General features: G+C 68.6%; 22 protein-coding genes and 1 pseudogene. 15 read left to right on the plus strand and 8 right to left on the minus strand.

Annotated features, from left to right (window positions below):
- The 3 genes from ACAM49_RS16275 to ACAM49_RS16285 all read right to left on the minus strand — a co-directional run.
- The coding region (locus ACAM49_RS16275) for an enolase C-terminal domain-like protein (RefSeq protein WP_369636347.1) at nt 1–876 on the minus strand (876 nt) is incomplete at its 3' end.
- A complete protein-coding gene (locus tag ACAM49_RS16280) occupies nt 873–3,299 on the minus strand; it encodes an FAD-binding and (Fe-S)-binding domain-containing protein (RefSeq protein ID WP_369636348.1) in 2,427 nt (808 codons plus the stop codon). The genes ACAM49_RS16280 and ACAM49_RS16275, both read right to left, overlap by 4 nt.
- 17 nt (nt 3,300–3,316) lie before the next feature.
- Nucleotides 3,317–3,775 (minus strand): FAD-binding oxidoreductase, encoded by a 459-nt coding sequence (locus ACAM49_RS16285; RefSeq protein ID WP_369636349.1) that lies wholly within the window; start codon nt 3,773–3,775, stop codon nt 3,317–3,319.
- 175 nt (nt 3,776–3,950) lie between these two features.
- Here ACAM49_RS16285 and ACAM49_RS16290 point away from each other — a divergent pair, with 175 nt between their 5' ends.
- Nucleotides 3,951–5,747: a thiamine pyrophosphate-requiring protein gene (locus ACAM49_RS16290; RefSeq protein WP_369636350.1), complete on the plus strand. Its 1,797-nt coding sequence runs from the start codon at nt 3,951–3,953 to the stop codon at nt 5,745–5,747.
- 97 nt (nt 5,748–5,844) lie between these two features.
- Here ACAM49_RS16290 and ACAM49_RS16295 read toward each other — a convergent pair whose 3' ends face one another.
- Nucleotides 5,845–6,165, minus strand: coding sequence for a hypothetical protein (locus ACAM49_RS16295; RefSeq protein ID WP_369636351.1), 321 nt, complete (start codon nt 6,163–6,165; stop codon nt 5,845–5,847).
- Between the two features lie 180 nt (nt 6,166–6,345).
- On the opposite strand from ACAM49_RS16295, the gene ACAM49_RS16300 reads away from it, so the two are divergent.
- From ACAM49_RS16300 to ACAM49_RS16325, 6 genes are all read left to right on the plus strand, one after another.
- Nucleotides 6,346–6,591: a CsbD family protein gene (locus ACAM49_RS16300; RefSeq protein ID WP_369636352.1), complete on the plus strand. Its 246-nt coding sequence runs from the start codon at nt 6,346–6,348 to the stop codon at nt 6,589–6,591.
- A 13-nt stretch (nt 6,592–6,604) separates the two neighbouring features.
- Nucleotides 6,605–7,174 carry a hemerythrin domain-containing protein gene (locus tag ACAM49_RS16305; protein ID WP_369636353.1) on the plus strand — a complete coding sequence of 190 codons (570 nt, stop codon included), beginning with the start codon at nt 6,605–6,607 and terminating at the stop codon, nt 7,172–7,174.
- Nucleotides 7,175–7,246: 72 nt separating this feature from the next.
- A complete protein-coding gene (locus ACAM49_RS16310) occupies nt 7,247–7,519 on the plus strand; it encodes a hypothetical protein (protein ID WP_369636354.1) in 273 nt (90 codons plus the stop codon).
- A 48-nt stretch (nt 7,520–7,567) separates the two neighbouring features.
- Nucleotides 7,568–7,753 (plus strand): hypothetical protein, encoded by a 186-nt coding sequence (locus ACAM49_RS16315; protein WP_369636355.1) that lies wholly within the window; start codon nt 7,568–7,570, stop codon nt 7,751–7,753.
- Between the two features lie 91 nt (nt 7,754–7,844).
- Nucleotides 7,845–8,048 carry a hypothetical protein gene (locus ACAM49_RS16320; RefSeq protein WP_369636356.1) on the plus strand — a complete coding sequence of 68 codons (204 nt, stop codon included), beginning with the start codon at nt 7,845–7,847 and terminating at the stop codon, nt 8,046–8,048.
- A 125-nt stretch (nt 8,049–8,173) separates the two neighbouring features.
- Complete coding sequence (locus tag ACAM49_RS16325; protein WP_369636357.1) at nt 8,174–8,611, plus strand: CBS domain-containing protein; 438 nt, start codon at nt 8,174–8,176, stop codon at nt 8,609–8,611.
- Between the two features lie 35 nt (nt 8,612–8,646).
- Here ACAM49_RS16325 and ACAM49_RS16330 read toward each other — a convergent pair whose 3' ends face one another.
- Both ACAM49_RS16330 and ACAM49_RS16335 read right to left on the minus strand, forming a co-directional pair.
- Nucleotides 8,647–9,564, minus strand: a complete 918-nt coding sequence (locus ACAM49_RS16330) for a DoxX family membrane protein (RefSeq protein WP_369636358.1) — start codon at nt 9,562–9,564, stop codon at nt 8,647–8,649.
- A 27-nt stretch (nt 9,565–9,591) separates the two neighbouring features.
- Nucleotides 9,592–9,747: a hypothetical protein gene (locus tag ACAM49_RS16335; RefSeq protein ID WP_086007968.1), complete on the minus strand. Its 156-nt coding sequence runs from the start codon at nt 9,745–9,747 to the stop codon at nt 9,592–9,594.
- Nucleotides 9,748–9,850: 103 nt separating this feature from the next.
- Between ACAM49_RS16335 and ACAM49_RS16340 the strand changes: the two genes are divergently transcribed.
- From ACAM49_RS16340 to ACAM49_RS16365, 6 genes are all read left to right on the plus strand, one after another.
- Nucleotides 9,851–10,351, plus strand: coding sequence for a DUF6328 family protein (locus tag ACAM49_RS16340; RefSeq protein ID WP_369636359.1), 501 nt, complete (start codon nt 9,851–9,853; stop codon nt 10,349–10,351).
- A 113-nt stretch (nt 10,352–10,464) separates the two neighbouring features.
- Complete coding sequence (locus tag ACAM49_RS16345) at nt 10,465–10,887, plus strand: STAS domain-containing protein (RefSeq protein ID WP_369636360.1); 423 nt, start codon at nt 10,465–10,467, stop codon at nt 10,885–10,887.
- 198 nt (nt 10,888–11,085) lie between these two features.
- Nucleotides 11,086–11,715, plus strand: coding sequence for a PAS and ANTAR domain-containing protein (locus tag ACAM49_RS16350; protein ID WP_369636393.1), 630 nt, complete (start codon nt 11,086–11,088; stop codon nt 11,713–11,715).
- A 159-nt stretch (nt 11,716–11,874) separates the two neighbouring features.
- Nucleotides 11,875–12,318 carry an anti-sigma factor gene (locus ACAM49_RS16355; protein WP_369636361.1) on the plus strand — a complete coding sequence of 148 codons (444 nt, stop codon included), beginning with the start codon at nt 11,875–11,877 and terminating at the stop codon, nt 12,316–12,318.
- Nucleotides 12,308–13,078: an RNA polymerase sigma factor SigF gene (locus tag ACAM49_RS16360; RefSeq protein WP_369636362.1), complete on the plus strand. Its 771-nt coding sequence runs from the start codon at nt 12,308–12,310 to the stop codon at nt 13,076–13,078. Before ACAM49_RS16355 ends, ACAM49_RS16360 begins: the two co-directional genes overlap by 11 nt.
- A gap of 122 nt (nt 13,079–13,200) precedes the next feature.
- Entirely contained in the window at nt 13,201–15,309 is a 2,109-nt protein-coding gene (locus ACAM49_RS16365) for a catalase (RefSeq protein ID WP_369636363.1), read from the plus strand.
- 479 nt (nt 15,310–15,788) lie between these two features.
- On the opposite strand, the pseudogene ACAM49_RS16370 reads toward ACAM49_RS16365, so the two are convergent.
- Nucleotides 15,789–16,769, minus strand: a pseudogene (locus ACAM49_RS16370) (SDR family oxidoreductase); the annotation flags it as partial.
- On the minus strand, nt 16,763–18,571 hold the full coding sequence (locus tag ACAM49_RS16375; protein WP_369636364.1) for a glycoside hydrolase family 15 protein: 1,809 nt from the start codon (nt 18,569–18,571) through the stop codon (nt 16,763–16,765). The gene ACAM49_RS16375 and the pseudogene ACAM49_RS16370, both read right to left, overlap by 7 nt.
- A gap of 41 nt (nt 18,572–18,612) precedes the next feature.
- On the opposite strand from ACAM49_RS16375, the gene ACAM49_RS16380 reads away from it, so the two are divergent.
- Nucleotides 18,613–19,566, plus strand: a complete 954-nt coding sequence (locus ACAM49_RS16380; RefSeq protein ID WP_369636365.1) for a TIGR03557 family F420-dependent LLM class oxidoreductase — start codon at nt 18,613–18,615, stop codon at nt 19,564–19,566.
- Between the two features lie 44 nt (nt 19,567–19,610).
- The gene (locus tag ACAM49_RS16385; RefSeq protein WP_369636366.1) at nt 19,611–19,937 is read left to right on the plus strand and encodes a plasmid stabilization protein; all 327 of its coding nucleotides are present in this window, start codon (nt 19,611–19,613) and stop codon (nt 19,935–19,937) included.
- The last annotated feature ends 21 nt before the right edge of the window (nt 19,938–19,958 follow it).

Consider the following 19,958-nt stretch of genomic DNA (forward strand, 5'->3'; position numbering starts at 1 on the left):
GTGGGCGGAGATGTCGCGGTGGTGGGCGGCGGCGAGGGCGGCGGCGTGGCGGAAGCCGGTGTAGCCGCCGCAGCGGGTTACGTCGAGTTGGAGGCAGTCGACGGAGTCGAGGAGGCGGACGGCGTCGGTTGCGGTGCAGATGTATTCGCCCGCGGTGACATCGCAGCGGACCGCGTCGCGGACCAGGCGCAGGCCGGCGGGGTCGTCGCTGGTGACGGGTTCCTCGAACCAGGCGACGCCGAGGCGGTCGAGTTCGTGGCCCATGCGCCGGGCCTCGCCCGGGCCGTACGCGCCGTTGGCGTCGACCATGATGCGGGTGTTCGAGCCGACGAGCTTGTCCACCAGCCCGATTCGCTCCAGGTCCCGGCGCTGGTCGATCCCGATCTTGATTTTCACGCCGGTGCAGCCCGCGGACTGCCAGTCCATCACCTGTTCGGCGAGCTCGTCGTCGGTGAGGTTCACGAAGCCGCCCGACCCGTACACCGCCGTCGCGTCCCGCACCTTGCCGAACAGGGTGGGCAGCGGCAGTTCCAGCAGTCGCGCCTTGAGATCCCACAGCGCGATGTCGACCGCGCTGATCGCGTGCGCCACCACACCGGAGGTCCCGATATTGCGGCACGCCTTGTGCATTCGCCCCCACAGATCCGGAATGTCTTCGGGCGAACAGCCGCGCAACAGCGGCGCGAGATGCTGTTCGATGACGGTGGCGGCGGCCGGGGAACTGTAGGTCCAGCCCAGCCCGCGTTCGTAATCGGCCAGCACGGTCACCACGACGGCCGTGGTGGCGTCCCAGCTCAGGGTGCCGTCCGCTTCGGGATGCGGCGTGGGGAATCGGTAGACCTCGACGGCGACGTCGTCGATGGTGGGAATGTTCATGGGTTACCGCCTCGCAGGGCATCGGCCAGCAGTTCGGCCGTATGCCGCGGCCGGATCGCGGGCAGGAGGTGGCGGACCTGGGTGCGGCAGCTGAACCCGTCCGCCAGGATCGCCGCGTCGGGGGACGCGGCGCGCAGCGCGGGCAGGAGCTGGTCCTGCGCGCAGGCGACGGACACGTCGTAGTGCCCGCGTTCGAAGCCGAAATTGCCTGCCAGGCCGCAGCATCCGGCATCGAGTAGTTCGACGTCGGCGCCGGTGGCCCGCAACAGGTCCCGATCCCGCTCGGAGCCCAGAATAGCGTGCTGATGGCAATGCGGCTGGACCACAATCGGTCCGGCGATCTCCGGCGGACGCCATTCCGGCGCGCGTTCGGCCAATAGTTCGGCCAGGGTGCGGACCTGACCGGCGAGCCGGTGGGCGTCCTCGTCGCCGTCGAGCAGTTCGGGCAGGTCCGAACGGAACACCGCCGCACAGCTGGGTTCCAGCACCACGATCGGGATCCCTTCGCGCAGTGCGGGTTCCAGCACCCGAAGGGTCCGATTCAGCACCCGTTTCGCGGTCGGGAGCTGACCAGTGGAGATCCAGGTCAGCCCGCAGCAAACGGTGCGCCGCGGAACATCGACCGAAAATCCCGCGGCGGTCAGCACCAGCGCCGCGGCCTCGGCGATGGCGGGGTCGAAGTTATTGGTGAAGGTGTCGGGCCACAACAGCACGCGGCCGTGCGGCGCGGTCGTGGGATCCGCGGGCGCGGTGAAGGTCCGGGTGAATCTGTGTGTGGCGAAGCGCGGCAGCTCCCGCCGCGGATCGATGCCACCCATCCGGGCGATCAGCCCGCGCAGACCCGGCGTGTGGGTGAGGGCATTGGCCACCGGCGCGGCGGTGGTGGCCAGCCGCGCCCACAGCGGTATCCAGCCCATCGAGTAGTGCGCCATGGGCCGCAGCCGGTGGTGATAGTGATGCGACAGGAACTCCGCCTTGTAGGTGGCCATATCCACATCAACGGGGCAGTCGCTGCGGCATCCCTTGCAGGACAAGCACAGATCCAGCGCATCGCGCACCTCGGTGGAGCGCCAGCCGTCGGTGATCACATCGCCTTCGAGCATCTCGAACAGCAGCCGCGCCCGCCCGCGCGTGGAGTGCTCCTCCTCGCGGGTGGCCCGGTAGCTCGGGCACATGACGCCGCCGTGATCGCCGCGGCACTTGCCCACTCCGACACAGCGGTTGGCGGCATGGCTGAACCGGTGACCGTCGTCGGGATAAGCGAAGTGCGTCACCGGCTCCCAGGGCCGGTACGAAACACCTTGGCGCAGATCGCCGTCCAGCGGCCTCGGATCCACGATCTTGCCCGGATTCATCCGATTGCGCGGATCGAAGAGCCGCTTCACCTCGCCGAACGCCTCGACCACCCGATCACCGAACATGATCGGCAGCAGTTCGGCGCGAGACTGACCGTCACCGTGCTCACCGGACAGCGAACCACCGTAGGCGACGACGAGATGCGCGCTGTCCCGCGCGAATCGGCGATAGGTCGCGATCCCCTCGGCGGTACGCAGATCGAACGGGATACGGGTATGCACGCAGCCCTGGCCGAAATGTCCGTAGAGCGAACTGGATTGGTAGCCGTAGGAGCCCAGCAGGCGCTCGAAATCGCGCAGGTAGTCACCGAGCCGATCCGGCGGCACCGCCGCATCCTCCCAGCCCTCATGGGTTTCCGGGCCGTCGGGCGGGTAGGCGGTCGCGCCCAGTCCCGCCTCGCGCGCGGCCCACAGTTCGGATTCGCGCTCGGGATCGTCGAGCACGATCGCGTGCACGTCGCGGCGATCGGAGAACTCGCCGAGCATGTCCCGGGCACGGGCGTCGGCCTCGTCGGTGGAGTCACCGTCGAATTGCGCCATCAGCCAGGCCTTCCCGTCGGGCAGCTGCCCGATCGCCCGGTCGGCCAGATGCCGCAGGTGCTCGAGCTGCACCAGCCGATGGTCGAGGCCCTCGAGCGCGGCCGGATCGTGCGCGAGCACCTCGGGCACCGCGTCGGCGGCGGTGTAGATATCGGGGAATCCGAGTACCACCAGCGCCTTCGCGGCCGGGACGGGCACCAGCTCCAGCTCGGCGCGCAGCACGGTCACCAGCGTGGACTCGCTGCCGACCAGGAACTTCGCCGCATCCGGATTCCGTTCGGGCAGCAGCGAATCCAGGTTGTAGCCCGAGACCCGGCGCGGAATATCGGGATAGCTCTTGCGAATGTCGGCGGCATAGCGGTTGGCGATATCTCCCAACCCCGTCCGCAGCGCATCGCTCAGCCCGTCCATGCCCGGCCCCACCCACATGCGCTCGCCGTCGTAGGTGAGCACCTCGAGGCGGCGCACCGAATCGGCCGTCTTCCCGTACGCCTGCGCGGTGGAACCGCAGGAATTGTTGCCGATCATGCCGCCGATCGTGCAGCTCACATGGTCGCCGGTTTGGGCCCGACCATCAGCCCGTGCGGTCGCAGCGCCGCGTTGAGCCGGTCCAGGGCGATGCCCGGCTCGACCACCGCCGTCCGCGCCGCCGGATCGATCGACACCACCCGATCGCAGTACTTGCTCCAATCCAGAACGATTGCGGCATTGCAGCATTGACCGGCGAGGCTGGTGCCGCCGCCGCGCGAGAGCACCGGCATGTCATGCGCGCGGCACACCTCGATCGTCCGCACCGCGTCCTCCGGCGTGCGCGGCACCACCACACCCAGCGGCAGCACCCGATAGTTCGAGGCGTCGGTCGAGTAGGCGGCCCGCGAGCCGGCATCGAAGCGCACCTCCCCCGCCACGCGTTCGGCCAGGGCCGCGCCGACCGCGTCCAGCGGCAGCGTGGTGCGGTCCCGGCGCCGAGCCGGACGGGCCTGGTCATCGCGTCGCACGGGCATCGCCGCTCCTCCATTCGAATTGGCGCGCGCGGGTATTCACCACCCCACTTTCGCGCGGGTACCCCCGCGCGCGATCTACGCGCTCCGCTCGCGCGTGATCTACCGGCTGATTCGGACTCCGGCGCGCGGGTACCCGGGCGCTGTCGAACCCGATGCGGACCCGAACAGGAGAATCATGACGAGACAAGTCGGTGATCATGTCGTGGAGCGACTGCGAGAATGGGGCGTCGACCAGGTCTTCGGCTATCCGGGCGACGGGATCAACGGTCTGCTCGCCGCCTTCGGGCGCGCCGACGACCGGCCCGCGTTCATCCAGGCCAGACACGAGGAGATGGCGGCCTTCCAGGCCGTCGGCTACGCGAAGTTCAGCGGCCGGGTGGGAGTGTGCACCGCCACCTCGGGACCCGGCGCGATCCACCTGCTCAACGGCCTCTACGACGCCAAACTCGATCACGTCCCCGTGGTCGCCATCGTCGGCCAGACCGCGCGCAGCGCCATGGGCGGCAGCTACCAGCAGGAAGTGGACCTGCAGAGCCTCTTCAAGGACGTGGCCTCGGACTATCTGGTCGAGGTGAACGTGTCGAGCCAGTTGCCCAATGCCCTGGACCGCGCCTTCCGCACCGCGCTCACGCGGCGCGCGCCGACCGCGGTGATCATTCCCTCCGATCTGCAGGAGGAGCGGTATGAAAAGCCCGAACACGACTTCAAACAGGTGCCTTCCAGTCCCCCCGGCCCACCGGTCGCACCCCTGGTGGTGCCCCCGCGCTCCGAGATCGAACGTGCCGCCGAGGTGCTCAATGCCGGTACCCGGGTCGCGATCCTGGTCGGCCAGGGCGCGCGGAACGCGGCCGCCGAGGTCTCGCGAGTGGTGGACGTGACCGGTGCGGGCGTGGCGAAGGCGTTGCTGGGCAAGGACGTTCTCTCCGATGAGCTGCCGTACGTGACCGGTTCGATCGGCCTGCTGGGCACCCGGCCCAGCTACGAGCTGATGCGCGACTGCGACACCCTGCTCATCGTCGGCTCGAATTTCCCGTACACGCAGTTCATGCCGGGCTTCGGGCAGGCGCGCGCGGTGCAGATCGATATCGACGGCACCATGATCGGCATGCGCTACCCGACCGAGGTGAATCTGGTCGGCGACGCCAAAGCCACACTGTCGGAACTGATTCCGATGCTGAAGCCCAAACAGGACCGCACCTGGTCGATGGACATCCAGCGCAATGTGGCGCGCTGGTGGCAGGTCATCGAGCGGCAGTCCATGCTCGACGCGAAACCGGTCAACCCCATGCGGGTGGTGTGGGAGCTGTCGCAGTGCATTCCCGAAAATGCCATGGTGACAGCCGATTCCGGCTCCTCCACCAACTGGTACGCGCGCTGCCTGCGCTTCCACAGCGAGATGCGCGGCTCCCTGTCGGGCACGCTGGCGACCATGGGACCGGGCGTGCCGTACGCGATCGGCGCCAAGTTCGCCAATCCCGACCGGCCCGCCATCGCGCTGGTCGGCGACGGGGCCATGCAGATGAACGGGCTGGCCGAACTGCTCACCATCGCCCGCTACCACGACCGCTGGTCCGATCCGCGCCTGATCGTGTGCGTCTTCCACAACAATGACCTCAACCAGGTCACCTGGGAAATGCGCGCGATGGGCGGCGCACCGAAATTCGAGCAGTCCCAGACCCTTCCGGAGATCTCCTACGCCGAGGTCGCCCGCGCCGCGGGCCTGGCCGCGCTCGAGGTCGACGACGGCGAGTCGGTGGCCTCCGCCTGGCGGGCCGCGCTGGCCGCGGACCGTCCGATGCTGCTGGACATCCACACCGATCCGGAGGTCCCGCCGATCCCGCCGCACGCCACCTGGGAGCAGATGAAGGCGACCGCCGAGGCGGTGCTGCAGGGCGATCCCGGCGGCTGGCATCTGATCGCCCAGGGCGCGAAAACCAAGGCCCAGGAATTCATTCCGACCAGGGAAACCTGATCCATCAGACCACGGCCACCGGGCCGGGCACCGTCAACGGCGACGTGCCTCTCAACGGCGAGAGGACGCTTGACCCGGAGGCCCTACTTTTCGCCTGCTACTTCTTGGGCACGAGAATTCCGGTCAGATCCGCCTCGCGGATCGGCGTATCCGGATTGGCCTGCGCCCGGCACATCAGATCGATGGCGGCGATGGACGCGTCCACCTGATTCGCATCGGGCGTCGGGGTCACCTTGGTGTCCTGCTCCAGATACTTGCGCACGGTGATGCGCTGGGTGTTCTCGTCCTGCGTGGTGAATTCGCTGCACGGCGTATTGCCGCCCTTGTTGGTGATCTCCTTGGCCTGTTCGCAGGCCCCGAGCAGGACCGTCGAGCACAGGGCCGCGACCACCAGGGACAGTCGGTATCGGCGGTTCATGAGCTTTCCTCCTCGGAAAACAGATCCTGCGGCGTGGCGCCGGGATCCTTCGGCCTGGCAATGCCCGGTACGCCGCCGGTCAAACGGTGTGACGAAACAGGCTGGGGTGGTAGCCGTTTCGGCTTCGAACTCGCGGGTAGGTCCGGGATGTCCCAGTAATCGATAGGGGAGGTACATCCCATGTCCGAGCACGACAAGACCGGTCCTCGCGAAGCCGCGGAAGGCGTCGTCGAGGGAGTCAAGGGCAAGGTCAAGGAGGCCGCGGGCACCGTCCTCGGCAACGAGAATCTGCGCGAGGAGGGCCGCGCCCAGCAGGACAAGGCGGAGGCTCAGCGTGATGCCGCCAAGAAGGAAGCCCAGGCCGAGAAGGACCGGGCCCAGGCCGCGGCCGAAGAAAAGCGCCAGCGCGCGCAGCAGAACTGGTAAGGGGCGCTCGCTCATGGCTGCCGAGAACGGCACCGATGTGATCGACCTGCTGCTCGCGCAGCACGGTCAGATCAAGAACGCCTTGGAATCGGTGCGCACCTCCACCGGAGCCGACAAACAGCGCGTCTTCGACGATCTGGTGCGGCTGCTCGCGGTCCACGAGGCCGCCGAGGAGGAGGTCGTGCACCCAGCGGCCCGCATGCACAAGGTCGCCGACGAGATCGTCGACAGCCGCCTGCACGAGGAGGACGAGGCCAAACACGTCTTGTCCGAGCTCGCCGGGCTCGGCGTGGATCACGCCGAATTCGACGCCAAGTTCCGCGAGTTCGCCGAGAAGGTGGTCGAGCACGCGGAATTGGAGGAGAAGGAGGAGTTCGGCCAGCTGCTCGTCCACGCCTCCCCGCAGGAGCGGGTCCGCCTGGCGAGCGTCGTCCGCTTCGCCGAGGCGCTCGCACCCACCCGTCCGCATCCCGGTTTCGGCGAATCCGCGGCGGCCAACCTACTGGTGGGCCCGCCGCTGGCGGTCTTCGACCGCATTCGCGACGCGCTCCGGGACTGGCGCCGCCAGAGCGGCGACGCCTGATCGTCGAATGGGCCGGCTGCCGAAGACGGCACCGGCCCTTCGCTTTTCGGGGTATCGGAGAGGAGGCCGGTCATGACCGAGAACCAGCAATCACCGCGCATGCATGAGGACGAGGGCATCGAGGACGGCGTCAATATGGTCGGCGTCGTGCTCTGGCTGCTCGGCGTGGTGGCCCTGGCATTGGCGCTCGTCGCCGGCGGCTACGGCTTCGCCGGTTGGGCGCTGGTGGCCGGAATCGCCTGCGCCCTGCTGTGTCTGGCGGGCACGGCGGTGCTCGCACTCGAATGGCGGCGCCGCCATCGCCACCGTCCGCAATCGAATCGATCTGTACGACAAGGGCATTGACGATGCCTCGAGGGGCATCGACAACTTCATCGAGGGCAGTGATATCCAATGACGCAGAGAGCCAGGGGTCGCGGCGAACACGCCCGCGGCCGACAACACCGCGCCGACGGCCGGGCCGCGGCCGTCTGGCCCGAACCCAGCCCGCTGCAGGAGTGGTGGGAGACCGTCATGTACGGGCCCGGACCGGTACCGGACTGGAAACCCGCGGATTCGAATTTGTCGCCGGATAGCTGAATACCCGGCCGGGGCGCGGGTAGGGCTGGGACGTGGGCCCGCGCAGTTCGCGCCCACAGTCGAAATTCAGATCCCTGAAGGAGGTTTCGCCATGCCGGACCCGAAGAACCCGGGCCAGTTCGGCAACCGGCCCGATACCGCGGAACAGGCCAGCAAGGGCGGTAAGGCCAGCAGCGGCAGCTTCGGCGCCGAGCACGGGGCCGACCCGCGCGAGGCCGGCCGCAAGGGCGCCGCGGCCCAACCGACCGCGGCGAAGGCCCAGGGCGGCCACCGCAGTCACGGCGGCAAGTCCTAGCGCGGCCGCGGCGGCAACTGCCGCCGCGGTGGTGCGGAGCTAGTCGGAGAGAGCCGGGCCGGGTGGGATCTTCCACCCGGCCCGACTCCTATCCGGGGCTCGAAAAATAAAGGAGGACAACGGAGATGACAATCGTAGGACACGAGAAGCTGACCGCGCGCGACATCATGACACCGGAGTGTCAATGCGTGCGATCCAGCGACAGCGTGCTCGACGCCGCGCGCAAGCTGGTCGAGCTCGAGGTCGGGGCACTCCCGATCTGCGGCGAGGACAACAAGCTCAAGGGCATGCTGACCGACCGCGACATCGTGGTGAAAGTGGTGGCGCAGCGCAAGGATCCGATCGGTCTGAAGGCCGGGGACCTGGCCGAGGGCGTGCCGGTGGTGGCGCAGGCCGACGACGATGTGGATCAGGTGGTGCGGCTGATGGCCGAGCATCAGATCCGGCGGATCCCGGTGCTGGACCGCACGGAGCTGGTGGGCATCATCGCCCAGGCCGATATCGCCCGGGCATTGGAAAATCGGGCCTCCGGTGAGGTCGTGGAAGCGATCTCACAGGAATGACCCGATAGTCCATCCGTGCGCGGGTGCGGCCGGAATCAGTCCGGCTGCACCCGCGCGGCGTATTCGCGGGCACGACGCCGCGCGACCTTCCGGCGCTCACGCGCGACCTCGGCCGCGTACTCGCCACGGTGGCGAGCGGCCTCGGCCAGGTGACCGCCCTTGTCGCGCGCGACCTCCGCCAATTGCTCACCGCGATCGCGAGCGATCTCGGCCAGCTGACCACCCTTGTCAAGGGCGGTTTCCGCGAACTGTCCGCCCTTGTCGCGCGCGGTCTCGGCCAGCTGCCCGCCCTTCTCGCGGGTGACCTCGGCGACCTGGCCGCCCTTGTCCCGGGCGACCTCGGCGACCTGCCCGCCCTTGTCGCGCGCGACCTCGGCGAGATGCCCACCCTGTTCGCGCGCCGTCTCGGCGAGCTGTCCGCCCTTGTCGCGCACCGCTTCCCACACCGCGGGGGCATGGGCGGCGAGGTTCTCCGCGAGCTCGGTGGCCGAAGCGTGGTCCCGGGTCCGGCGCGCGGCGCGACGGGCGCGCCAGCCCAGCGAGGGCTTGCCACGGGTGTCGGAGGCGGCGATGAGCAGGCCGCCGAGCAGGCCCGCGTCCCGCAGGAACGCGGTCCGCGCCGCGACCCGGCGCTCCCGATCGGGTTCGTTCCAGAAGTCGTGCTCGATGAGCGCGACCGGAACGGTGGTGGCGGCCAGCACCAGAGCGGCCAGCCGGGGCGCCTTACCCAGCGCGAGCAGCACGCCGCCGCCGACCCGGATCGCGGCGGTGGCCCGCACCACCTGCGCCGGGTCGGAGGGCAGATTGCCGGCCACCCGGTCCGGCAGGACCCGTTGGCCCCGCTGCACCAGGGTGTTCGCGGACTTCACGCGCGTCTCCGGATTGGTCAGGGTCTCGACCCCGTCCACGATGAAGGCGGTGGCCAGCAGTGGATATCCCACACGTCGGAACATGTGTATTCCTTTCCGGGAGAAGCGGAATCAGTAATAGTGCGTACGGCCGCCGATCGGACGCCCGGCCGCGCCGAGGATCCAGAAGACCGCGCCGACGATCATCAGGATGATGCCGATGGTGGTCAGGATCGGGATGCCGAAGATGATCCCGCAGATCAGCAGGATCAAGCCCAGGATGAGCATGAGAACCCCTTTGGTAGGGCGGTTGTGACAGTCCCGCAGTTCCCGGCATACCGGTGCTGAAACCCGGGTATGCGAGCCGAACCCCGGAGAAAGAGGTGGAACCATGCCGCCCATCGAACAAATCGGCGCAGCTCCGGCCCGCGACGGCCGCACCGAGACCAAAGACGAACAGCTGGACCGCAATTGGAATTTCCTCATCCAGGAGCTGCGGGTGGTCCAGACCGGAGTGCAGCTGCTCACCGGCTTTTTGCTGACGCTGCCGTTCCAGAACCGCTTCACCACGCTGTCGCCGTCGATGCGCTGGCTGTACCTGGGCACGGTCGCCGCCTCGATCGGTGCGACGGTGTGCCTGATCGCGCCGGTGGCCGCGCATCGAATGCTGTTCCGCCGACACCGGATCGCGAAGGTGGTCATCGCGGCGCACCGTTATGCGTTCGCGGGTCTCGGGTTGCTCGGCCTGGCGCTGACCGGTGTCGCGATCCTCATCTTCGACACCGTCGCGGGCGGCATCGCGGCCGCGGTGGTGGGCGTTTCGGCCGCCTGCCTGTTCCTTTGGGTGTGGTTGCTGCACCCGTGGCGGCAACGCCGAGGGCAGGCCGGCTGAAAATCATTGCGGGTAGAAGGTGGCCGTCCAGACCTTCCCCGTGCAAGACTGGGATTAGGTTGAGAACGCAGCCGCCCTTTTTCGGGAGGCTGGTTATGTCAACGATTTCGATTGTGCCCGGTCGTTTTGCGGAGGAGATTCCTCCGGTCACGCCGACGCCCGGGGCTTCTCCCCCCAAGGTCCGCCCCGAAGGCAATCCCCGCACCAACGGCCATGCCCGCACCCACCGCGTCGAATCGCCGGATTGCGTGGTCGTGCAGGTCGACGGCGAGCTGGATATCACCGGGCTCGCCGACTTCCGCCGGGCGCTGGACTTCGCCATCTCCGGCGGCGGCCCGCAGGTCGTCGTCGACCTGCGTCGCGCCCGATTCCTGAGTCTGCGCAATGCCGCCGTCCTGGCCGAGGCCATCGACCGGGCCGGGGCCGCCGATATCGAGATCCAGCTGCTGACCCGCAGCCGTCAGATCGAACGGGCGCTGGAGGTAACCGGTGCGCGGGCGCGGGCCGAGCGGGCCGTGGTGTCGCAGCGGTCGTGAGACTGGAGGACGTGGTGACGGCACTCGAAACCGAGGTGTCTCACCACTCGGCGGTCGCGCGCGAAACCGCAGTGGCACAGCATATTCGGCCACTGCGACGCGGTTTCGCGCGTACCGCGGGGCCCGTGAGCGGATACTCGGATTGTGACAACGGGCGTGAACGCATCCGAGGACGACTCGCGGGCCTTCGAGCAGGTTCTGGGCAACCGCGACGCCCTGAGTGTGGGCAGCTTCCGCTTCTGGTTCGCCGATCAGCGCTGGGAGTGGTCGGACGAGGTGGCGGAGATGCACGGGCACCGGCCCGGCACGGTGCATCCCACCACCGAGCTGCTGCTGGCCCACAAGCACCCCGACGACCGGGAACAGGTCGCGTCCATCCTGGCCCGGTCGGTGGAGACCGGCGAGCCGTTCTCGAGCCGGCACCGCATCGTGGACACCAAGGGCAAGGTGCACGAGGTCATCGTGGTCGGTGACACCATGAGCGACGACGAGGGCCGGGTCATCGGAACCGTCGGCTACTACATCGACGTGACCGAGGCGATGGCCGAGGAACGCCAAGAGGTGCTCAACGAGACCCTGCCCGAGCTGTACGCCGCGCGCGCGGTCATCGAGCAGGCCAAGGGCGCGTTGATGGTGACCTACGGAATCGACGCCGAACAGGCATTTCGCGTCCTGATCTGGCGCTCCCAGGAGACCAACACCAAACTGCGGCTACTGGCCGGTCAGTTGGTGGAGGAGTTGCGTTCACTCGGTGACGCGGCGGCGGCGCTGCGCTCGCGATTCGACCATTTGCTGCTCACCGTGCACGAGCGCGTGCACGAGGTTTGACCTGCCGTGTTACTCCCGAGTCGGATTGGGTACGCGGCCAACGAAACCTGATCGCGGAGAAATTGATTCGGACGGTGGTAGACGATGACGAAACCGCCGAGGGGAAACCGAACCCGGAGTAATGGACTACCGGGTGTCGGTGTGTTGCACGATAGAAAGGTGAACAGGTACATCGACGGTGCCGAATCGGAGCTGCAGGCCCGGTCGGGAGAACTGGAGCTGCGGGTTCCGGCGCGCATGGGGCAGCTGTCGATGCTGCGCGCGCTGGCCGAAACCGTCATGCTCACCGCGGATTTCACCATCGACATGGTGATCGACATGCGGGTGGCCCTGGACGAGGTGGCCACCTCGATGATCCTTTCGGCGGTGCCGGGGGCGTCGGTGGATTGCGCGTTCCGCTACGACGCGCAGGGCATCACCGTGGAGGTGGCGTCCGTACTGGAAACCGACGGGGCCTTGGAGGGTAACAGTTTCGGCAGGGAATTCCTGGAGACCTTGACAGATTCGATGGAATCCACGATAAGCGCGTTCGATCCCGTCCTGAATGGGTACCCCGTAACAGTGCACCTGAGCCGACTACGGAGTGAGGACGATGACGGGTGACAGTTACGACGATATCGAGCCACTGCTCAAGGAACTGGCAGTCGCGGTCCACCGCAATGACCCGAGCCAAGACCGGCTACGCGAGGAGGCTATCCGTCGTTGCCTACCCCTCGCCGAGCACATAGCGCGCAAGTTCTCCGGCCGCGGCGAACCGTATGAGGATCTCCTGCAGGTGGCGCGGGTCGGATTGGTCGTCTCCATCGACCGCTTCGACGTGACCCGCGGATCGCGATTCCTGTCCTTCGCGGTGCCCACCATCATGGGTGAGGTGCGGCGCTATTTCCGCGACGGCACCTGGGCCGTGCGGGTGCCGCGCCGGATCAAGGAGATCCAGCTGCGGCTGGGCACCACCATCGAGAAATTGGCGCAGCGCCTGGGCCGCATGCCGACCGCCCGCGAGATCGCCGCCGAAATGGAGGTCGATCGGGCCGAGGTCACGCAGGCCATGCTGGCGGCCAATGCCTATCAGAGCTCTTCGCTCGAGGCCGCGATGCCCGACGGCGGTGAGAACGCACCGCTGTCGCTGCTGGACGCCCTGGGCGAGGAGGAACCCAACTACGAGCTGGTCGAGCAGTACATGGCGGTTCGACCGCATCTGCAGGAACTACCCGACCGGGAGCGGGAAGTGCTGGTACTGCGCTTCTTCGAGGGGCGGACCCAGGCGCAGATCGCCGCGCATCTGGGCGTCTCGCAGATGCATATCTCCCGGATTCTGAGCAAGACTCTCAGCGGGCTACGCGAAGCGGCCCTGCGCGATTGAGAGATCGGCCCTGCGGGATTGAGAAAACAGTCCCCCGGGCCTCCCATCGGCTCCGACCCACGCTGAGGTGTAGTCCCCCGGCGTGAGGGTATGGCGGTACCACCGCAACGAGAGGAGCCCGCATGGATGACGCACCGAACCCCAAACAGCGGCAGCTCGATTCGCATCGGGTCGACCGCCGGACCGGTTATCTGACCACCCAGCAGGGCGTCCGGGTCGACAGCACCGACGACTCGCTGAAGGTCGGTGAGCGCGGGCCCAGCCTGCTGCAGGACTTCCATGCGCGCGAGAAGATCACGCATTTCGACCACGAGCGCATTCCCGAGCGCGTGGTGCATGCCCGCGGCGCGGGGGCCTACGGGTACTTCCGGCCCTACACCGGCTGGCTCGAGCAGTACACCACGGCCCGATTCCTCATCGATCCCGACGTGAAAACACCTGTCTTCGTACGCTTCTCGACGGTCGCGGGTTCGCGCGGCTCGGCCGACACGGTCCGGGACGTGCGCGGGTTCGCGACCAAGTTCTATACCGCCCAGGGCAATTACGATCTGGTCGGCAACAACTTCCCGGTGTTCTTCATCCAGGACGGCATCAAGTTTCCCGATTTCGTGCACGCGGTGAAACCCGAGCCGCACAACGAGATTCCGCAGGCCGCGTCGGCGCACGACACGCTGTGGGATTTCGTGGGTGAGCAGCCCGAGACGCTGCACGCCATCCTGTGGCTGATGTCGGACCGCGCGCTGCCCCGCAGCTACCGGATGATGCAGGGCTTCGGCGTGCACACCTTCCGGCTGATCGATCGCGACGGCGCGGCCACCTTCGTGAAGTTCCACTGGACACCGAAACTGGGTGTGCACTCGCTGCTGTGGGACGAGTGCCAGCAGATCGCGGGCCATGATCCGGACTTCCACCGGCGCGACCTGTGGGATGCCATCGCGGCCGATGACTACCCCGAGTGGGAGCTGGGCGTGCAGCTGATTCCCGAGGAGCAGGAGTTCGGGTTCGACTTCGATCTGCTGGACGCGACGAAACTCGTTCCCGAGGAACAGGTTCCGGTGCGGCCGGTCGGGCGCATGGTGCTCGACCGCAATCCCGACAACTTCTTCGCCGAGACCGAGCAGGTCGCCTTCCACACCGCCAACCTGGTGCCCGGCATCGATTTCACCGACGATCCGCTGCTGCAGCTGCGCAACTTCTCCTATCTCGACACCCAGCTGATCCGTTTGGGCGGACCGAATTTCGCGCAGCTGCCGATCAATCGACCGGTCGCCGACGTGCGCAACCATCAACAGGACGGATACGGCCAGCATGAGATCCCGCGCGGTGAGGCCGCCTACACGAAGAACACCATCGGCGGGGGCTGCCCGATGATCGCCGGGGACGGGAACATGCGCCATTACGCGGAACCGTTGTACGGCGCGCCGATTCGGCAGCGCGCGGAATCCTTCCGCGAGTACTACAAGCAGCCGCGGATGTTCTGGCGCAGCATGTCCGAACCCGAGGCCGACCATATCGTCGCCGCCTTCGCCTTCGAATTGGGCAAGGTGCAGCGCCCGGCCATCCGGATCCGGGTGCTCGAACGGCTCGCCGGCGTCGATCCGGATCTGGCGGTGCGGGTGGCGGCCGAGCTCGGCCTGCCCGCGCTCACCACCGGCTCGGAGGTGTCGGACGGGGTCATCTCGCCCGCACTGTCGCAGCTGACCAAGGCGGTCGGCACGGTGGAGACCCGCAAGATCGCGATCCTGACCGCCGACGGCGCGGACGCGGTCGGGATCCGCAGCGTGCGGGCCTGGCTCGCCGATCGCGGCGTCGTCGCGGAAGTGGTTGCCCCGCACGGTGGTTCGCTCACAGAACAGGGCGAGACCAAGGAGACGCTCCCGGTCCACCGGGGGCTGCCGACGGTGTCCTCGGTCCTCTACGACGGCGTGATAGTCGCCGGTGGACCCGACGCCGCCGACACCCTGGTGCGCACCGGCGCGGCTGTGCACTTCGTCCTCGAGGCCTTCAAACACGCCAAGCCCGTCGGCGGCTTCGGCGCGGGCCTCACCGTGCTGCGCACCGCCGGTATCACCGGGCAGCTGCCCCTCGACACCGAGCTGGCCGCCGAGAACGGGGTGGTCCTCACCTCGGCCGCCGGGGACCGCGTACCCGAGAAGTTCATCGAGATGTTCTGCGAAGTCCTTGCCCGCCACCGAGTCTGGCGTCGCCGCACGTCGATCGTCCCCGCCTGACCCCACGACCGCCACGGTCCGGCCTCCCCCGCTCGCCTGCTCGGCCGGACCGTGGCCCCCGGGCCGCGCGGATCGGCCATCCGCGCGGCCCACACCCCGGAGAAGTTTGATCAGAATCCGGCCAAGCCGGAGGCCAGGTCGGGTAGGCGCAAGGCCTGGACGGCGGCGTCGTGGACGTCAGGGCACTGCTGCTTCATCACCGTGTCGATGAGCGACCGGTTGCGCATGATCGCGAAATTGACCCCGTTGTTGCGCAGTGCCCAGTCCTGCACGGTGCTGTTCAGGGACAGTCGGCCCGCGCCGGGATCCTCGGACCGCCAGGTGTCGATGTGCGGAGAGATCATGTCGCACAACTGTTTCGCCGAATCGGCAGTCACCGTCGGCCCGCCGGAGTTCTGATCCGGTGCGCCGGTTCCGGGCACGCCGGGGGCGGTGCTGTTGGCGCATCCGCCCGCGAACAGGGCCGCGGCGAGGGAAGCCGCGAGCAGAATCATTTTGCCGGAGCGACCGAGCGAGGTGAGCGCGCGGGCGAGCCAGGCCTGGGGGCTGTGGGCGTGGGCTCGGCCGTTGAATTCGCCGTGTGCGCCGTAGTCGATGCCGTCGGGGCCGTCGAGCGGGGTCCAGAGGTTGTTCGCGCCGTGGCGCGCGGCGGCGTCGGTCTGCTGCGAGCCGTAGCCGGTGCGGGCCAGGTAGTGGTCCAGCAGGCGGGGCGCGAGGCGCTGGGCGAGGACGGTGCCGACGGTGCTGGCGCCGACCCAATACTGTTTGTGCCGTGGATGATCCGCGGCGAACACCAGGGTGCGGGCGACCACCTCGGGCTGGTAGATGGGCGGCACCGGCTGCGGCTTGCGGGGCAGGCGCGACAGCACCCAGGAGAACTGCGGGGTATTGACCGCGGGCGCCTGGACGACGGTGATGTGCACATTGCTGTGCTCGTGCAGCAGCTCGACGCGCACGGCTTCGACCAGTCCGTTCACCGCGTGCTTGGCGCCGCAGTACGCCGATTGCAGCGGGATCGACCGGTCCCCCAGCGCCGAGCCGACCTGCACGATCGCGCCCCGGTCGCGGGCGCGCATGCGCAGCAGCGCGGCCCGGATGCCGTGCACCGAACCGAGATAGGTGACCTCGGTGACCCGGCGGAACTCCTCGGGATCGATCTGCTCGAAGGGCGCGAACACCGAGGTGAAGGCGGAGTTCACCCACACGTCGATGGCGCCCAGTTCGTCCTCGACGCGGGTCGCCGCCGCGTCGACGGCTTCGTAATCGGCGACGTCCGTGGGTATTTCGAGCGCCGTACCCCCGGCGGCGCGCACCTCCTCGGCCGCCGCGGCCAGTCCGGTGCGCCCGCGCGCGAGCAGGGCCACCCGGTCGCCGCGGGCGGCGAAGCAGCGGGCCGCGGCCCGGCCGATGCCGGCGCTGGCGCCGGTGATCACAACGGTTTTCGCGGTATCGGTCACGATGGGTCCCTTCCCGGGCGCGATTCCTGGTGCGGATGCGCCCACTGTCCCGGCCGCGCGGCCCGGGTCGAGGCCTCGAACATCAGCGCGTGCACGAAGGCCTGCGGCAGGTTGCCGCGCAATTGGCGTTGGGTGACATCGAATTCCTCGGCGAACAGGCCCGGCGTCCCGCACGCGGCCCGATTGCGTTCGAAGTAGCGGGCCGCGGTGACGGGCAGGCCGAGTTCGGCGGCGGCCATGGACATGGCGAAGCCGCACAGCAGGAACGCGCCCTCGGATTGGTCGAGCGGGCGCGCGTCGCGCCGGTATCGATACACGTAGTAGTCGGTGGACAATTCGCGGTGCACGGCGTCGAAGGTGGCGCGATTGCGCGGATCGTCGATGGCCAGCGCACCGCGAATGATGGGCAGCAGCAACGCCGCATCCACCTCCGGATGCTGCGGCGAGCGCTGCCAGCGCCCGGTCGGATGCACGCAGGTGGCGGCCGCCTCGGCGACCAGCCCGTCGGCCAGGGCGGTGCAGCGGGCCAGGTCCGCGCCGGTGGCCCGGTTCGCGGCGACCGCGCGCAGCCCGGCCGCGCACACCAGCCGGGAATGGGTCCACCGCTCGTCGTCGATCTCCCAGATTCCGGCGTCGGGCCGATCATGCTGTGCGGCAATGGCATCCACGGCGATGCCGACGGCGCGGCGGTGGCTCTCGGTGAGCAGATCCCAGCGGGCCGCCGCGGCGAACAGCAGCAGCGCCTCGCCGAAGACATCGAGTTGCCACTGATCGCGTACGCGATTGCCCACCACCGCGACACCGCCACCCGGATAGCCGGGCGCGGACACCGTCCGGGTCCGCGGCACCGGATCACCCGACATGGTGTACGCGGGCATCAGTTTCGGCCCGTCGGCGAGCAGCCGTGCGGCGGTGAACCGCACGGCGTCGTCGAGCAGCGCGTGCGGTCCCGCGGCCGCCACCGCCTGCCCGGCCAGGCACTGATCCCGGATCCAGACGTAGCGGTAGTCGTAATTGCCGCCCTGCTCGGCGCGTTCGGGCAGGCTGGTGGTGGCCGCGGCGACCATGCCGCCGCTGGCGCCGGTCATGCCGCGCAGCACCGCGTAGGCGTGGGCGGTATCGCGCGGGGCGGCGCCGCCGGTCAGTGTCGGCATCGCCGTCTTCCAGCTGAATTCCGTTGCGGTCCAGGCACTGTCGGCGTCTTCCGGAATGTCCGGCAGCGCCCGGTCGGACAGCTCGAGCACCAGGTCGTGGCAGTCGCCCTCGGGCACCCGCAGCCGCAGCCGCCAGGCCGGTCCCGACTCGTCGTCGTGCAGCACCGCCTCCGCGGCGCCGGTCCAGCGCAGCCGGAGGTCCCCGGCGCGCGCCTCCCACACCCGATGCTCGTGGTGGATATCGGTCACCGGCTCGGTCCCGAAGCCCGCCGCGGGCGCGAGTTCCACCTCGACCTGCGCGTCACCCCGCACCGCGCGGATGCGCCGCAGCAGCACCGCCCGGTGCCGGTCGCCCGGAAACGCGAGCGCCTCACGGCATTCGATGATCGCCGAACTCGTCGTCCATCGGGAATTCCAGATCAGGCTGCCGTCGTCGTAGTACCCGCCCCAGACGTAGCGGTCCACCGGCGTCACCGCGTAGACGCCGGATCCGCCGAGCAGGGCGTGGAAGATCGCGTCGCTGTCCCAGCCGGGCACGCACAGCCAGGAGATATCGCCGCGCGGGCCGACCAGCGCACCGCGCTCCCCGTCGGCCAGCAACGCGTACTCCCGCAGCACGTGCGGCTGGCGCAGCACAGATTCCGGTACCACGCTCAGCGATTACCACGGCATCGCCCGGGTAACCGCCCGGCATGGTCACCATCGGATACTTCCTGTCCAGTGAACAGTTCGGTCCGCGCGAACTCGTCGACCAGGCGCGCCGCGCCGAACAGGCCGGGTTCGAACGCCTGTGGATCTCCGACCACTTCCATCCGTGGAACGACGCCCAGGGCAACAGCCCGTTCGTGTGGGGCGCCATCGGCGCGCTGTCGGAGGCGGTCGCGCTCCCGATCACGACCGCGGTCACCTGCCCGCTATTGCGCATTCATCCGGCGATCATCGCCCAGGCCGCCGCGACGGCCGCCGTGCAGTGCGAGGGCCGGTTCGTGCTCGGCGTCGGCAGCGGTGAGGCGTTGAACGAACACATCTTCGGCGATCCCTGGCCCAACGCGCCCACCCGGCTGCGCATGCTCGAGGAGGCCGTTGGGCTGATCCGGCGCCTGCATCTGGGTGGGATGGTCAATCACGACGGCGAGTTCTATCAGGTCCGGGACGCGCGGATCTACACGCTGCCCGAGGAACCGGTCCCCATCTACCTGTCGGGTTTCGGCCCGATGTCCACGCGACTGGCCGCCCGCATCGGCGACGGCTATTGCACCGCCATGCCCGACAAGGATCTGGTCGAGTTGTTCCGTACCGAAGGCGGCGGGGACAAACCGGTGCAGGCGGGCACGAAGGTGAGCTGGTCCCCCGACGAGGACAGCGGCCTGGAATACGCGCAACGGCTGTGGGCCACCGATCTGCTGCCGGGGCAGCTCGGCCAAACCCTGCCCCGCCCGGCCGATTTCGAGGCGGCCACGCAGCTGGTCAGCCAGCGCGCGGTGGCCACGAGCATCGCCTCGGGACCGGATCTGGATCTGCACATGACGCAGTTGCGGGAGTTCGTCGACGCCGGAGTGGACGAGCTGTACATCCAGCAGATCGGCCCCGATCTCAACGGCTTCTTCGAGGTCTACGAGAAGGAAGTGCTCCCGGTCCTGCGCTGAGCGGGCGCACGTTTGCTGCCCATGGCACCGGGTATCGCGAGGCCATGCCCAAGGAATGGACAGACAAACAGGAGCGACAGTACGAGCACGTCAAGGAATCCGCCGAGGACCGGGGCGAGAGCACCCGCCGGGCGAAGGAGATCGCCGCACGTACCGTCAACAAGAACCGCGCACAGGCTGGGCAGACCAAGACCGCCAGCCGCACGTCCGTGCAGGACAAGTCGCCGCAGCAGCGCGGCGGGCAGCGTTCGCACACGGGCAGCAAGGGGCCGACCCGCGATCAGCTCTACAACGAGGCCAAACAGCGCAATATCAAGGGCCGCTCCAGCATGAGCAAGGCGCAGCTGGCCCGCGCCCTCGGCAAGGACTGAGTGCTCGGCAAGGACTGACCG

Source organism: Nocardia sp. JMUB6875 (assembly GCF_041154655.1).
In the GTDB taxonomy this organism is placed as follows: Bacteria; Actinomycetota; Actinomycetes; order Mycobacteriales; family Mycobacteriaceae; genus Nocardia.

Coding starts and splice junctions, on each gene's coding strand:
- ACAM49_RS16340 (WP_369636359.1), top strand. CDS start 9,851: ATGCCGCCCATCGAACAAATCGGCGCAGCTCCGGCCCGCGACGGCCGC.
- ACAM49_RS16300 (WP_369636352.1), top strand. CDS start 6,346: ATGTCCGAGCACGACAAGACCGGTCCTCGCGAAGCCGCGGAAGGCGTC.
- ACAM49_RS16280 (WP_369636348.1), bottom strand. CDS start 3,299: ATGATCGGCAACAATTCCTGCGGTTCCACCGCGCAGGCGTACGGGAAG.
- ACAM49_RS16315 (WP_369636355.1), top strand. CDS start 7,568: ATGACGCAGAGAGCCAGGGGTCGCGGCGAACACGCCCGCGGCCGACAA.
- ACAM49_RS16365 (WP_369636363.1), top strand. CDS start 13,201: ATGGATGACGCACCGAACCCCAAACAGCGGCAGCTCGATTCGCATCGG.
- ACAM49_RS16305 (WP_369636353.1), top strand. CDS start 6,605: ATGGCTGCCGAGAACGGCACCGATGTGATCGACCTGCTGCTCGCGCAG.
- ACAM49_RS16385 (WP_369636366.1), top strand. CDS start 19,611: ATGCCCAAGGAATGGACAGACAAACAGGAGCGACAGTACGAGCACGTC.
- ACAM49_RS16335 (WP_086007968.1), bottom strand. CDS start 9,747: ATGCTCATCCTGGGCTTGATCCTGCTGATCTGCGGGATCATCTTCGGC.
- ACAM49_RS16295 (WP_369636351.1), bottom strand. CDS start 6,165: ATGAACCGCCGATACCGACTGTCCCTGGTGGTCGCGGCCCTGTGCTCG.
- ACAM49_RS16380 (WP_369636365.1), top strand. CDS start 18,613: ATGGTCACCATCGGATACTTCCTGTCCAGTGAACAGTTCGGTCCGCGC.
- ACAM49_RS16330 (WP_369636358.1), bottom strand. CDS start 9,564: ATGTTCCGACGTGTGGGATATCCACTGCTGGCCACCGCCTTCATCGTG.
- ACAM49_RS16360 (WP_369636362.1), top strand. CDS start 12,308: ATGACGGGTGACAGTTACGACGATATCGAGCCACTGCTCAAGGAACTG.
- ACAM49_RS16285 (WP_369636349.1), bottom strand. CDS start 3,775: ATGCCCGTGCGACGCGATGACCAGGCCCGTCCGGCTCGGCGCCGGGAC.
- ACAM49_RS16320 (WP_369636356.1), top strand. CDS start 7,845: ATGCCGGACCCGAAGAACCCGGGCCAGTTCGGCAACCGGCCCGATACC.
- ACAM49_RS16325 (WP_369636357.1), top strand. CDS start 8,174: ATGACAATCGTAGGACACGAGAAGCTGACCGCGCGCGACATCATGACA.
- ACAM49_RS16290 (WP_369636350.1), top strand. CDS start 3,951: ATGACGAGACAAGTCGGTGATCATGTCGTGGAGCGACTGCGAGAATGG.
- ACAM49_RS16310 (WP_369636354.1), top strand. CDS start 7,247: ATGACCGAGAACCAGCAATCACCGCGCATGCATGAGGACGAGGGCATC.